At 60.4% G+C, this 14,003-nt stretch carries 13 protein-coding genes and 1 pseudogene; 6 read left to right on the top strand and 8 right to left on the bottom strand.

Annotated elements, in window-relative coordinates:
- Positions 1–739, bottom strand: a 739-nt coding sequence (locus tag ACEQXV_RS19920; protein ID WP_370270621.1) for a hypothetical protein, incomplete at its 3' end; no start/stop codon positions are given.
- 242 nt (positions 740–981) lie between these two features.
- Positions 982–2,338 (bottom strand): annotated as a pseudogene (locus ACEQXV_RS19925) (IS1380 family transposase).
- 157 nt (positions 2,339–2,495) lie between these two features.
- Between ACEQXV_RS19925 and ACEQXV_RS19930 the strand changes: the two are divergent.
- Genes ACEQXV_RS19930 through ACEQXV_RS19940 form a run of 3 tightly spaced genes read left to right on the top strand, consistent with a single transcriptional unit; the run spans position 2,496 to position 5,134 of the window.
- Positions 2,496–3,053: a methyltransferase domain-containing protein gene (locus tag ACEQXV_RS19930; protein WP_370250830.1), complete on the top strand. Its 558-nt coding sequence runs from the start codon at positions 2,496–2,498 to the stop codon at positions 3,051–3,053.
- Entirely contained in the window at positions 3,053–4,174 is a 1,122-nt protein-coding gene (gene gmd, locus ACEQXV_RS19935; protein ID WP_370270622.1) for a GDP-mannose 4,6-dehydratase, read from the top strand. Before ACEQXV_RS19930 ends, gmd begins: the two co-directional genes overlap by 1 nt.
- A 3-nt stretch (positions 4,175–4,177) precedes the next feature.
- Positions 4,178–5,134, top strand: coding sequence for a GDP-L-fucose synthase family protein (locus tag ACEQXV_RS19940; protein ID WP_370250828.1), 957 nt, complete (start codon positions 4,178–4,180; stop codon positions 5,132–5,134).
- A 15-nt stretch (positions 5,135–5,149) separates the two neighbouring features.
- Here ACEQXV_RS19940 and ACEQXV_RS19945 read toward each other — a convergent pair whose 3' ends face one another.
- Complete coding sequence (locus ACEQXV_RS19945; protein WP_370250827.1) at positions 5,150–6,298, bottom strand: glycosyltransferase family 10 domain-containing protein; 1,149 nt, start codon at positions 6,296–6,298, stop codon at positions 5,150–5,152.
- Between the two features lie 116 nt (positions 6,299–6,414).
- Here ACEQXV_RS19945 and ACEQXV_RS19950 point away from each other — a divergent pair, with 116 nt between their 5' ends.
- From ACEQXV_RS19950 to ACEQXV_RS19960, 3 genes are all read left to right on the top strand, one after another.
- On the top strand, positions 6,415–7,152 hold the full coding sequence (locus ACEQXV_RS19950) for a glycosyltransferase family 25 protein (protein ID WP_370250826.1): 738 nt from the start codon (positions 6,415–6,417) through the stop codon (positions 7,150–7,152).
- 66 nt (positions 7,153–7,218) lie between these two features.
- On the top strand, positions 7,219–8,391 hold the full coding sequence (locus ACEQXV_RS19955; protein WP_370270624.1) for an iron-containing alcohol dehydrogenase: 1,173 nt from the start codon (positions 7,219–7,221) through the stop codon (positions 8,389–8,391).
- A gap of 73 nt (positions 8,392–8,464) precedes the next feature.
- Positions 8,465–9,331, top strand: a complete 867-nt coding sequence (locus ACEQXV_RS19960) for a lysophospholipid acyltransferase family protein (protein ID WP_370270626.1) — start codon at positions 8,465–8,467, stop codon at positions 9,329–9,331.
- Positions 9,332–9,336: 5 nt separating this feature from the next.
- Here the strand turns inward: ACEQXV_RS19960 and ACEQXV_RS19965 are convergent, their stop codons facing one another.
- The 5 genes from ACEQXV_RS19965 to ACEQXV_RS19985 form a co-directional block, all read right to left on the bottom strand.
- Entirely contained in the window at positions 9,337–10,272 is a 936-nt protein-coding gene (locus ACEQXV_RS19965) for a carbohydrate kinase (protein ID WP_370270627.1), read from the bottom strand.
- Positions 10,273–10,287: 15 nt separating this feature from the next.
- The gene (locus tag ACEQXV_RS19970; RefSeq protein WP_370250822.1) at positions 10,288–10,914 is read right to left on the bottom strand and encodes a hypothetical protein; all 627 of its coding nucleotides are present in this window, start codon (positions 10,912–10,914) and stop codon (positions 10,288–10,290) included.
- Positions 10,898–11,671 (bottom strand): ATP-binding cassette domain-containing protein, encoded by a 774-nt coding sequence (locus tag ACEQXV_RS19975; protein WP_370270628.1) that lies wholly within the window; start codon positions 11,669–11,671, stop codon positions 10,898–10,900. The genes ACEQXV_RS19970 and ACEQXV_RS19975 overlap by 17 nt, the downstream gene beginning before the upstream one ends.
- Positions 11,668–12,744, bottom strand: a complete 1,077-nt coding sequence (locus ACEQXV_RS19980) for an ABC transporter permease (RefSeq protein ID WP_370250820.1) — start codon at positions 12,742–12,744, stop codon at positions 11,668–11,670. The genes ACEQXV_RS19975 and ACEQXV_RS19980 overlap by 4 nt, the downstream gene beginning before the upstream one ends.
- Positions 12,745–12,869: 125 nt before the next feature.
- Positions 12,870–13,904, bottom strand: a complete 1,035-nt coding sequence (locus ACEQXV_RS19985) for a substrate-binding domain-containing protein (RefSeq protein WP_370250819.1) — start codon at positions 13,902–13,904, stop codon at positions 12,870–12,872.
- Positions 13,905–14,003 lie beyond the last annotated feature (99 nt).

Consider the following 14,003-nt stretch of genomic DNA (forward strand, 5'->3'; position numbering starts at 1 on the left):
CCCCCCCCCCCCCTCCTAGATGGCGGAGTTCTTTGCCAAGCGCCTGTTCCAAGGCCTGTGCGGTCATGGTTTTGTCGATCAGTAGGTCCCGGTGGCCTTCAACAAGCTGTTCTGCGAGTTTTGTAAAGCCATCGGAGACAAGGATGTGCGAAGAGATGCCAACGTCCTGTTTCACCTGGTTCAGGACGTTCAAGTGTGTTGGCGTATCTACAAACCTGTGCCGAGCGGACCATGGCACATCAGCCTGCAGTGTCAAATAAGTAAAGACCCCACGTCTATGCAGGATTTTGTCTGCCGCCACGGCCATGTCAAAAAGGTCGGGGAAGTCGTTTGCTTCAATCTGCGCAACGTCACCGCGCCGCACATGAACGACTATGCCACCCGCGCCGGTCTTGTGTTTTGAAATCTCTTCGAAAAGGCGGCCATTGCGAGCCAACTGGCGCAGTTTTGGGTGGCCTTCCTTACCTCTGTCGCCAAGAGCACGTTTGATATCCGGGTTGTTGTAGCTGCCCAGATCAAAGGCGTAGGTGTCAGAGGTGTCGGAAGCGATCATCGACAAGCTTGTCGCCTGCTTGCGCGCGATAGCAGGCTTTGGAGCCATAATACTTTTGAAACCGAGTTGGTGAAAGAAATCGCGGTTTCCGAGGCCGTTGCGTCGGTTGTTCTCCGGGATGAAAACTCTGGGATCGAAACCAAACACATCTGCAAGATGAAAGAAGGTGTTCACCTGGCTGAGCATGTCTCCGAATCCGGCATTCCGGACACAGAGTGTTGACTGCTTCATCCGATATTTCCCAAGTAGCTTCGTTTTTCCGCTAGCTTGCCCGTTTTGGTCGGCGGTTTCAACTTTGACGGCGGTTTCAAGTGCCAGATCATCGATTGTGAGGGTTTCACACGTGTGTTTCGCGCGCGATTCTCGGATTTTGGTCCATTTTGGCCGCGCCGAGACGCACCTATCGAGCCGCTTTTATGCTGGTTTCGTTATGATCCCCGTAACGCAGGCCTCGGCGGTGGCTTGAGGGCGCGGACAGCTGCAAGGATTTGTCCGAAGATGTTGCGCGGCACGGCAACCTCAGCCAACTGGAATGTGTTCTTGCGGGCATGGCGCACAACCCGCGCGGCGATCTTGATGAGGCGGCTTTGGATACTTGTCAGCGACCAGTCGGCCATATCCTCGGGCAAGTCTACACGTTGTAAGAAGCTGCCAAGGTTGTGGGCCAGAGCGTGAAGCTGGAGCCGGACTTCATTGTCGCGGAACCGCTTGCGGTACAGGCGTGTCCAGTTGATCGCATGTTTGCCTTCCTAGATGTGCTGTTCTGCGGTGCCGCGTTGATTGTATAAGCGGATGATCCAGTCCGGTTCCATCGGCTGGTTGGTGACGGCAAAACCCACGCGGGGGAGAAGATCGCCGGGGTGCCATTCCTCTTGGCAACAACCCGGCGTGCTTTGCTCCATGACGCGGCCCTGTACTCAAAGTCATGGTAGACGCGGCGAACGTGGTTGGGTGTGCGACCCACGGGGTGCGTCACCAGGTGAGCTACGGCGTCCTGCAGAACCGCGTTGCCCTTCAGGCGGATGGTATAGAAGTAGCTCTCCGCCCCAGCATCTCATAAAGCTCAGGGATGGCAAAAGCCGCGTCAGCGCGAAAGAAGCGCATCAGATCACGGCTCTTGTAGCGGTCGATGATCGGAGCCAGAACGTCCTTCCAGCCATCGGCGCTGTGGACATTGCCCTTGCGCAAGGCGCAGCGTTCAAGATCGCTGAACTGGTTGAATACAAAAAGCGGGTGGTAACACTTGCAGCCAAAGTGGCCGTTCCACGCTGTGCCTTCCTGATCGCCATGCGTGGGGCTGACAGAACTGTCCATATCCAAGGTGATCCTCTTGGGCGGCTGTGCATCGTACATGGCATCGATCCATTGATCCGGCAGATCAGCCAAGGCAGCGCGGTTGTGGGCGGATGCCAGAATGTCTGTCTCGAACAGCGCCATCTGGCTGGTGGACGCAGCTTGACCATCAAACGCACGACCGCCGACGATCTGGTGCATCACAGAGTCACGTGCGAGCCGCCCTGCCGAGTTCACATCAGGGTATCCGGCCAGACGCCCAAAGGTAGATTGGCGAAAAAGTCCGATGAGCGTGTGAACCCCATTCTTCCCGCGCCGCGTATCGCGCAAAAACCGCACTGCGAGATCATGAAGCCCCTAAGCCTCATCCAGTTCACGAAACGGCAGCAGCCCGCCATCGGAGGTAATCCTGGAGCCATGGAACTCAAGCCGAACGCGACGGTTAAAATCGAGCCTAAAATTGCCCTTAGAATTTGCACCCGTAGGGTGCATCCATTGCTTCGACCTCCATCGCCAACTAACGTGCCGGAAGATAACATGAACCCGACGCGCCTCGAAGAAAAGCCGCTTTGCTGCTTGAGAAATGCGGGTTGATACGACTGGCCCCAGCCTTTAAAGCTGCCTGTGCTAGTTCAGGGGACAAGAGTGCATGGGTAGAACGGATATCAAGAAGCTGCATCTCGGTTGCGGGGTGAAGCATATTCCCGGGTGGTTTCATGTGGATGCGCTCGATTTCGAACACATTGATCATCGCGGCCCTGTCGAAGACCTGTCTTTCATCGCGGACGGGTCGGTCTCCCTGATCTACGCGGCTCACGTGCTGGAGCATTTCGGTCGCAAGACTTATCTCGACGTTCTCAAGGAATGGCGGCGGGTTCTTGAGCCAGGTGGCGTGCTGCGTCTGGCCGTGCCCGATTTCGGGGCAGCAGCGCGCCTTTACATGTCCGGCACACTTCCGCGCGGGATCGAGGACGTGCGTGGCCTGGTTTCTGGCGGGCAACGCGACAAGTACGATTTTCACGGCATGATCTTTGACGAGGCCGACCTGACGCGGGCGCTCAAGGAGGCAGGCTTCTCCACCGTGCGCCCCTGGGATTGGCGGACGACCGAGCACAGCTGGCTCGATGACTATTCCCAGGCCTACATGCCCCACATGGACAAGGAAAACGGCACACTTGTTTCGCTGAACCTTGAAGGGGTCGCCTAATGGCCAAGCGCGCTCTTATCACCGGCATTACCGGGCAGGACGGGTCTTACCTGGCGGAGTTCCTGCTTGAAAAAGGGTATGAAGTGCACGGGATCAAGCGGCGCGCCTCGCTGTTCAATACCGCCCGGATCGACCACATCGTCGAGGATCCGCACCGCCCGCATGCGCGCATGAAACTGCATTATGGCGACCTGACGGATTCCTCGAACCTCACCCGCATTCTGCGGGAGGTCGAACCGGACGAGGTCTACAATCTCGGGGCGCAGTCCCATGTTGCCGTCAGCTTCGAGGCGCCGGAATACACCGCCGATGTCGATGCCATCGGCACGCTGCGGCTGCTGGAAGCGATCCGCTTCCTCGGAATGGAGAAAGTCACCCGCTTTTACCAGGCTTCAACCTCCGAGCTTTACGGCCTGGTCCAGGAAGTGCCGCAGCGCGAGACAACCCCGTTCCATCCCCGCAGCCCCTATGCCGTGGCGAAGATGTACGCCTACTGGATCACGGTGAATTACCGCGAGGCCTACGGGATGTTCGCCTGCAACGGCATTCTCTTCAATCACGAGAGCCCCCGGCGGGGCGAAACCTTCGTGACCCGCAAGATCACGCGTGGCATGGCCAATATCGCGCAAGGTTTGGAAGAGTGCCTCTATATGGGCAATATCGACGCGCTGCGGGATTGGGGACATGCCAAGGACTCTGTTCGCATGCAGTGGATGATGCTGCAGCATGAAACACCCGAAGATTTCGTGATCGCGACGGGCAAGCAGTATTCGGTGCGCGAATTCATCCAGTGGACGGCGGCAGAACTCGGCATTGAACTGCGCTTCGAAGGCTCGGGCGTCGATGAAATCGCCGTTGTCGAATCCGTCACCTCCAACGAAGCCCATGCCGTGCGACCCGGCCAGGTCGTCCTGCGGATCGACCCCCGCTACTTCCGCCCCGCAGAGGTGGAAACGCTGTTGGGCGATCCAAGCAAGGCGCGGGAAAAGCTTGGATGGGAGCCGCAGATCAGCGCCCAGGAAATGTGCCGGGAAATGGTGGCCGAAGATCTGAAGACCGCCAAGCGCCATCGGCTTCTGAAAGACCACGGGTTGGACCTGCCGGTCTCGCAGGAGAACTGACGGATGAAAGTCTATGTCGCTGGACACCGGGGAATGGTTGGCGGCGCAATCCTTCGCCGTCTTCAGGCGCAGGGTGTTGAAACGCTGACACGCTCCCATTCGCAGCTGGACCTGACGGACCAGGCGGCGGTGCGAGACTTTCTTCAGGCGGAACGTCCCGACGCCGTGGTTCTGGCAGCCGCCAAGGTGGGCGGCATTCACGCCAACAACACTTACCCGGCCGAGTTCATCTATGAGAATCTGATGATCCAGGCCAACGTGATCCACCAGTCCTTCGCGGCCGGGGTGTGTCGGCTGCTGTTTCTGGGCTCGTCCTGCATCTATCCGCGGGCCGTTGCGCAGCCGATGGCCGAGGATGCCTTGCTGACAGGCGTTCTGGAGCCCACGAACGAACCCTACGCGATCGCCAAGATCGCGGGGATCAAGCTGTGCGAAAGCTACAATCGCCAACACGGCACCGACTACCGCTCGGTCATGCCGACAAACCTTTATGGGCCCGGCGACAACTTCCACCCGGAAAACAGCCATGTCATGCCGGCAATGATGCGTCGCTTCCATGAAGCCGCGCGGGACGGCCTGAATGAGGTGACGGTTTGGGGAACGGGATCGCCAAGGCGAGAGTTCCTTCATGTCGATGATATGGCCGAGGCCAGCCTCTTCGTCATGAACCTCGACCGCGAAGCCTACGAGGCGAACACCCAGCCCATGCTGTCCCATATCAACGTGGGAACGGGGCAAGACGTGTCAATCCGGGAACTGGCCGAGCTCTTGGCAGACGTCACCGGTTTCAAGGGTCGCCTGTCATTCGACACCTCCAAACCCGATGGCACTCCGCGAAAGCTGATGGACGTGTCCCGGCTGTCGTCCATGGGCTGGACGGCAAGCACGGATCTGAGAAGCGGTGTCGAGCAGACCTACGAATGGTTCAAGGCCAACGAGGCCGAACTGCGCCAGGTCTGAGCTCTTCCGCGTCCGTCACTCGCCTGACCTGGACTTCGCTTCCATTGCCAGCCGCTTGGCAACCCGCCGCGCCCCACGTTTGGCTTCAATGGCCTTCTGCAGTTTGGCCGTGCGCAGTTCCACCTTCTTGTCCAACAGCAGCAGCGTATTGCGCAACATCCATTCCGGAATGCTTCCCTTGCTGCCCGGCTCTGGCCAGTAAGACCGTTCCGACCAGATCATGCGCAGCTTTTTGGGGCGGGGTGGAGCATCCTTTTCCAGAACCATCTGCGCAATTCGCACCAGCAGATTGGCGAAATTGTACTCTTCGAGGACCTTGTGACGCGCGTCTTCGATGGCCGGATAAACGCTTTGCCAATGCCCGTGTTCCATCATGCGCACCATTTCGGCCGCTGCCGTCTTCGGGTTGTCCAGATCGACTTCGTGGAAGGACTCGGCAGGGAAATAGTCCGCGACATTGGTGCATCCGGAGTAGAACGGGAAGGACCAGCACAGGTAGGGGTCAGAGAGCTTTTCCGTCCAGACATCTCGGCCTTCGCCATTCTCAATGGCGAGGTGGTAGCGATAGGGCAGCAAGGCGTCCTTCTTGTCGTCGACCGACCGGTGGCCATGTCCGAACAGCTCGACGTGGTCGGGGATCAACTCGACGGTCTCTCGGATGAACTCCAATCGCTTCTGATGATAGGGTGTAAAGGTCTTGTTGGATGTGACGATGGAGATCTTGTCGAGCTTCGGCGGGCAGGCCTGCTCTTTGAACCAGTCGTATCCAAGAAGGTGGTCCTCGTCGCGTGGTTTCGTCATGTCGAACCCGACAAACCAGATCGCGCAGAAGGGGTAACGCATCAAGTCCGTCGCCAGGTCCTTGGTGGTCGTCGATACGACCTGTCCGAACTGATTGAGAAACGCCGTGCTGTAGGGATGGATGACGTCAGGCTCTCCGGCGAAGAAGACCGTGCGTTCTTTTGGCAGCCAAGTGGGGATGGAATAACTGGCACGCGTGTGAACGATCAGCACATCCGTGTCATCGGGAACGTCCGTTCCGAACGTGAACTCGAACCCGCCAAGCTGGCTGGAAAAGCCTGGAAACTGCTTTCTGAAAAATACGTCCTCAACGGTTGTGAAGACATGCACCTTGGGCAAGGTCGCGGTCTGTTCTTTCTGCATCGAGAACCTATGGTCTTGTCTGCCGAAGGGCCTTTGCGCAAGGCATTGCCCGTTTGCACTTCGCGGGCGTATGTAGCAGGCTTCTTGGGGAATAGACAGCAGGGAACGGGCGTCAGATGGCATGTGAAGCGTTCATCATTCATCTCGCTCGCGCCACGAGCCGCAAGGAGGCAGTTGAGGCGGCCGTGCGAAACGTGGGCATGCCGGCAACGGTCATGGATGCCGTTGATGGACAAGCGCTCTCAGACGCCGAAGTTGCGGCCTGGTATCCCGGCCACGCCCTCTTCGAACCTCGCTATCCCTTTCCCTTGGGTCGCGGAGAAATTGCCTGCTTTCAGAGCCACCGCAATACCTGGAAGGAAATCCTGAAACGAAATCTCGACTTCGGCATCGTGCTGGAAGACGACACGGCCATTGATCTAGTCGACATCGGTAAGGCCGTGTCTGGCTATGCCGCCTTCGGAAACCTGTCTGACTTCGTCAGCTTGCAGACACGGCCATTGCCGTCGGGGGGGAAGTGCGTCTTTTCACATGAAGATTGCAGCCTGCTCCAGTTCGCCCCAACACCTCTTCGATGTTCGGGCCAGATCATCGGGCGCGAGGCTGCACGGCAGCTTCTGTCGGTTACCGAACAATTCGACCGCCCAGTGGATAGCCTCTTGCAGATGCCTTGGGCGACGGGTGTGCGGGTTCTATGTGCCAGCCCATCCGGCGTATCCGACTGGCCAGAGGACTTTGGCGGTTCCGTCGCACAGTCCAAGGCCCGCAGGTCCTTTCCGGACCGTCTGCACAGGGAAGTGTCACGCGCGATCTACAGAAGCCGAATCTCTCGCATGGCCAACAAAGCCAGCTGATCCATGGGCGAGGGCCTGGCGAAAATTCTACTCGCCGGTCGGCCATGAATGCTGCAAGAGTTCTTCATGACCAATTCACTGCTTTCCTCCTCTGACTGGAGCTTTCCCGTCCCGATCGCCTATGGCCCCGGACGCATCGCTGAAATCGCTGTACTCTGCCGACAGAACGGCATGCAGAAACCGCTTGTCGTGACGGATCGCGGAAGCGCCAGCCTGCCTTTCGTAGCAAGCCTTCTTGATTGCCTGGAAGGCGTGGGGCTGGGCCGTGCACTGTATTCCGAGATTTCGCCAAATCCCCGGGACACTGAGATTGCCGGCGGCAAGGCCATGTTCAGGTCCGGCGGGCATGATGGGATCGTGGCAATCGGTGGCGGCAGCGGGATGGACGGCGGGAAGGCCATCGCGCTGACGGCCACCAACGATCTGGATCTCTGGGCATTCGAATTCGAACAACCGGCCCCCAACATGTCTGCTCACCCGGCATTTCCACCCCTGATTACCATTCCCACGACAGCGGGAACCGGGGCTGAAACAGAAAGCACCGCCATGATCACCGATACGCAGCGGTGGATGAAGTGGTGCGTGTGGCACGCCGAGTTGAAACCTGCGTTGGCTTTGCTGGACCCTGAAATCACGATTGGACTGCCCCCGAACCTGACAGCGTGGACCGGGGCCGATGCATTGGTGCATGCAATCGAGGCCTATGTCGTTCCGGGCTTTCACCCCTTGTGTGACGGGGCCGCGCTAGAGGCGCTCCGCCTGATCAGCCGCTGGTTGCCCGACGCAGTAGAAGACCCCGCAAACCTGGAAGCCAGAGGGGGCATGCTGGTCGGCTCTTGCCTGGCGGGCGTGGCGTTCCTCAAGGGGTTGGGGCTGGTGCACGCCCTGTCCCACATGGTCGGGGCGGAATACGATACCCATCACGGCCTGACCAACGCGATCCTGCTTCCGTCGGTGTTGCGCTTCAATGCGCCGTCCATCGAAGCACAGATCGCCCCGATGGCGCAGGCCATGGGCCTGCCCGACACGCGGTTCGATACATTTGACAAGGCGATTTGCACCATGCTCGACGACCTCGGCATTCCCGAGACGCTGGCCGAGATCGGCGTGCCGCCCGACTGTGCAGACCGCGTGGCCGCGAAGGCAATGGAGGACAGCGCCGCTGGCACCAACCCCAGGCAACTCTCGGCGTCCGAGGTCAGAGCCGTTCTGCTGGACGCCATCGAAATGGGGCGCTGATTGGCGGTGCGCAAGTTTGTTGTCTGTGCGCATGCAACGCGATAACACGCGGGACGTGACAATAGGCGGGCAAATGGCATCTGAAGATAGAGCGACGATTGGCGACCGGCTGCTGAACGGCCTTTTCGTTGGTCTTCAGTTTTGCCTTCGCAGGCTGCCCTATCGGCAGAGGATTTCCCTGTCGGGGTGGTTTGCGTCGCGTGTCCTGGGGCCGCTCTCGGGCGTCAACCGGCGGGTCCGGGATAACCTGCTGCTCATTGATCCGACGATCGAAGCAAGTGAAATCCGCGCCATTACCAAGGCTGTCCTCAATAACTTCGGACGCTCCCTGGCCGAGCTCTATTCGGGGCAAGAGTTCGTTGAGCATGTTCAGGACACGCCTATCGAAGGGCCCGGCCTTGCCCACCTGGACCAGGCACATGCCGCAGGCCGCCCTGTCGTCCTGGCCGCATCCCATTTCGGCAATTACGACGCCTGGCGTTCTGCCCTGTTCCGTCGTGGCTTCCGCGTCGGCGCGATCTACAGGCCAATGAACAACAAGGCTTTCAACGGCCACTATGTTGAGGCGATGAAGCGGATCGGAGAGCCTCTATTCGCGCGGGATACGGAAGTGCGCCAGATGCTGCGGTTCCTGCGCTCTGGCGGCATGGTGGCTTTCGGCTTCGATCAGGCTGCGCATCAAGGGGAAACCCTGACCTTCTTCGGGCAGCCTGCGCTCACCCCGACATCCGCGGCCGAACTGGCGCTGAAACTCGACGTGGACCTGATCCCGATCTACGCGATCCGCCAGCCGGATGGCGTCTCTTTCCGGGTGATTGCAGAGGCGCCGATCCCGCATTCCAACGCCATCGACATGACACAGGCCCTCAACGACCAGCTGGAAGCCGTGGTTCGGGAAAACATGGGCCAGTGGCTTTGGCTGCATCGTCGCTGGAAATAGCGACCTCAGACGTCCAACTCTTCCCGCCACGGTGGATTTGCACCGGCCCGGCTGACCGTGATCGCAGCTGACCTGGCCGCAAGATCCAGCGCCGTGCGCACCTGGTCGGGGGTGAGATCGGCGATTGCACCCTTGGTCAGCAACCCCTGGGTCGACAAGCTTGCCATCACTCCGGCGTTGAACGTGTCCCCTGCCCCAACCGTATCGACCGCCATCACCTTCTGCGCGGCAACGTCGACAGAGCGGCCATCGGCCAGGTAGGCGGTCGCGCCCGCGCTGCCCTTGGTCAGCACGACCAACCGGGGACCCGCCCCACGCAGCATATCCAGCTTGTCCTGCAGCGCCTCCGCGCCCGGATAGATCCAGTTCAGGTCCTCGTCTGAGACCTTCACGATATCTGTCAGCGTCAGCATGCGCGCCAGCCGTTCGCGATACCGGTTCACGTCCTTGATGAAGCCGGGGCGAATATTGGGGTCCATCATCACCGCGCGCGTCGCGCCTTCGCGGGCCATCAGTTCGGCATAGGTGTCTGCACAGGGTTCAACAGCCAGGCTGATCCCGCCGAAGAACAGCGACGTGACCTCTTGGGAGAGAGCGGGCAGATCCTCGGCCCCGATCATCCGCCCGGCGGAATTCTCGTCGAAGAAGGAGTAGGTGGCGTGCCCGTCGGTCAGCTTGACGAAGGCCAGCGTCGTGGGCCGGTCGGAACGGATGACACGCGACGTATCAACGTGGCTTGCGCGCAGGGACGCATCCAGTTGCTGTCCGAACATGTCGGTCGATAGACCCGTGATCATCCCGGCACGCGCACCAAGGCGCCCAAGAGCAATCGCAGTGTTGAAGACCGCGCCGCCAGAATGCGGAACGAAACCGTCACGCCCCCCTTCGGTCGTGGGGCTGGGAATCATGTCGATCAGGGCTTCACCGCAGCACAGGATCATGGGCACACTCTTTTTTCAGTTGGGAATGGTCAGGTCAGACGGAACGCTATGGGACAACACCAGGTCCGCATTTGGAAGATCATTCTGATCGCGCCGCGCCGTGGCCTGCACTTCCGGCAAGCCCTGATCCAGCCAGCGCTGCAATAGCCTGTGCGCCAGCACCTCACGCGGGGTGTCGATGGCGATGGCCAATGTCCAGAGCGGACGCAGATCGCACCAAGGGCTGTCAGACAGCAGCAGGTAGTTGCCCTCGAAAATCACGAACTCCGTTTCCGCGGGAAGGTGCACGGCCCCCGCGACGGCAATGTCGCGATCCCGGTCGAAAACCGGGTAAACCACATCCTCGCCCGCCGCGATCCGGCGCACCAGATGCACGAAGCCCGCCGCGTCGAAGGTGGGCGGCGATCCCTTGCGTTCCAGAAGGCCCCGCTGCATCAGAATGCCGTTGTCCAGATGGAACCCGTCCATCGGCACGACTGCCGCGCTATGGCCAACTTGTTGCAGGGCAGAACACAGAGCCGCCGAGACCGAGGACTTCCCCGATCCCGGCGGCCCCGCGACCGCGATCAACTTGCGTGAGCCCTGAAGTGCAAGAAGATGCGGCAGCGTGGTTTGGGCAGTGTCTTCAGGCCGCGACGGCATCAGGCTGCATTGCTCCTGTCATGAGGGCCACAGCGTCCGACATGCTGACCTCTTTTGGGTTCACGACCGTCAGGCGTTTGCCCAAGCGGTGAATGTGAATCCGGTCGGCCACTTCGAACACATGTGGCATGTTGTGGCTGATCAGAACCACTGGCGTGCCCCGCGACCGCACGTCCTGGATCAGTTCCAGCACCTTGCGGCTTTCCTTGACGCCAAGCGCCGCCGTGGGTTCGTCGAGGATGATGACCTTGGACCCGAAGGCTGCAGCCCGCGCCACCGCAACGCCTTGACGCTGACCACCCGACAGGGTCTCTACCGCCTGGTTGATGTTCTGGATCGTCATCAGGCCCAGTTCAGACAGTTTTTCCCGGGCGAAATCCTCCATCGCCTTGCGGTCGAGCATCCCCATGTACTTGCCCAGGAAGCCGGGCTTTTTCAGCTCGCGGCCCACGAACATGTTGTCGGTGATCGACAAAGCGGGCGACAGGGCAAGCGTCTGGTAGACGCATTCGATCCCGGCTTCGCGTGCTTGTAGGGGGGAACTGTAACTGACCTCCTGCCCTTCCAGAGTGATCCGGCCCTCGTCAGGCGTGACCGCGCCGGAAATCGCCTTGATGAGCGAAGATTTCCCAGCCCCGTTGTCGCCTATCACCGCGAGGATCTCCCCCGGCATCAGGTCAAAGTCGGCATTGTCCAGCGCGGTGACACGGCCATAGCGTTTGACCAGTCCGCGGGCTTGCAAGATTGGGTTGGTCATGCCGAAACCTTTCTGATCCATTGGTCAACCGCGACCGCGATGATGATGAGCCAGCCGATCGCGAAGACCTGCCACAGCACGTCCACGCCAGCGAGGCGCAGACCGGACTGGAACACACCCACGATCAGGGCACCGAACAGGGCTCCCATGATCGAGCCGCGCCCGCCGAAGAGCGATATGCCCCCGATCACGACTGCGGTGATGCTTTCAAGGTTGCCCTCGTAGAAGCTCTGCGGCGAAATCGACCCCACACGTCCGATCGAGGCCCAGGCCGCCAGCGCGCAGATGAAGCCTGCCAGCATGTAGACCTGGCGCAACGTGCGGTCGGTGCGGATGCCCGCTAGTTCGGCGGCCTCCTTGTCATCGCCGATCATGTAGACGTGACGACCCCAGGCGGTCTTGTTCAGGATGTACCAGAGCACCACGAAGATCACGATCATCAGCAGCACGCCATAGGTGACACGGGCCGAGCCGACCGCAATGCTGAGCCCGAAGACCTTCAGCAGGGGGGCGGCGGCGTCGATATCCTGTCCGCGAATGGATTGGGCACCCGACAGCCACAGGTTTAGCGCGAAGAAAATGTTCCAGGTGCCAAGCGTGGTGATGAAAGGTGGCAGCTTGACCCGCGTGACCAGAAGGCCATTGAACCAGCCAGCGGCGATACCACCGGCAAATCCCACGATCAGCGCAAGCGGGGCGGGCAGACCGAACTCGACGGCCAGCTTGCCGGAAATCACGCTCATCAGAACCATGATGGCCGCAACCGACAGGTCGATGCCCGCCGTGATAATGACCAGGCTTTGCGCGGCGGCCAGCATCCCGATGATCGAGACCTGCTGCATGATGAGGGTCAGGTTGAAGGGTGTGAAGAACCGTTCTCCCGCGATCAGGCCGAACGCCAGAACGGCCACGACCAATACAATAACGGGGACAAGGGTGGGGTTGGCATGCAGAAGGTGCTGAACCGTTCCGACCATCCCCCGGTTCGATGTATGGAATTCCGCAACGGCGGTATCGCTTTCGCTCAACCGCCGCTCGAATTCCTGTCCGGTGGCGTTGGTTTGCTCCGCCATGTCATCCTCTCCGATCACGCGCGCGCAGGGCCTCTACCATGGGGCAAAGGGCTGGGGCGCGGCAATGATTTTGGGGGTAAGGGGTGGGGCGGCCCGCAGACCGCCCCGGGGAGAGCTGCGGGATATTACCCCCAGCAGAGTTCCAGCGCTTCTTCCGAGGTGATGGAGTCGATGCCCTCGACCGGGCTGTCGGTGACCAGCATCACACCGGTGTTGTAGAAGTCGAGCCCTTCAGAGTTCTCGGGCAGGCTGCCATCGGCGGCGTAGGCTGCAATCGCCTCGATACCGAGCGACGCCATGCGCAGCGGGAACTGCATCGAGGTCGCGCCGATCACACCAGCCGCCACGTCGCGGACACCGGCACAGCCACCGTCAACCGATACGATGATCGCCTGGTCCTGAAGACCGAAGGCGGACAGCGCCTCGTAAGCACCGGCAGCGGCCGGTTCGTTGATGGTGTAGACCACGTTGACCGAGGAATCGATCTGGAGAAGGTTCTCCATCGCCGTGCGGCCACCCTCTTCGTTGCCGTTGGTCACGTCATGTCCAACGATGCGCGGATCGTCCTCGTCGCCGATGTCGGTCGGGTCGTTCACGTCGATGCCGAAGCCGGTCATGAAGCCCTGGTCGCGCAGGTAGTCCACCGACACTTCCGATGCATTGAGGTCAAGCAGCGCGATACGGGCATCTGCAGCACCGTCGCCAAGCGTGGCGGCGGCCCATGCACCGATCAGGCGGCCAGCTTCGAAGTTATCGGTGGCGAAGGTGGCGTCAGCGGTGTCCGCCGGCTCGAACGGAGTGTCGAGGGCGATCACCAGAAGCCCGGCCTCGCGGGCCTGGCCGATGACCGGCGCCAGGGCGCGGGAATCGGACGGGGTGATCAGAATGCCCGATGCGCCTGCCGCGATACAGGTCTCAACGGCGGCCACCTGGCTTTCGACGTCACCGTCAATGGCGCCCGCATAGGTTTGCAGGTTGATGCCAGCGGCCTCGGCGGCTTCGGTCGCGCCTTCACGCATCTTCACGAAGAACGGGTTGGTGTCCGTCTTGGTGATCAGGCAAGCGGTGATCGCATCCCCATGCGCATCCGCATGGGCCATACCGGTCATCGACACGGCAGCAGCGCCACCCATCAAAAGGGCCTTGAAGGTCTTGGTCATGGTTTTCCTCCCGAAAAGTAAAGTTACCCAAGGGCGCCTCATCGCCCCATGACCACTTCAATGCCCTGAGTCCCGGATCGGTGTCAATAAATAAATCAC

It is taken from the genome of Nioella sp. (genome assembly GCF_964229645.1).
In the GTDB taxonomy this organism is placed as follows: domain Bacteria; phylum Pseudomonadota; class Alphaproteobacteria; order Rhodobacterales; family Rhodobacteraceae; genus Nioella.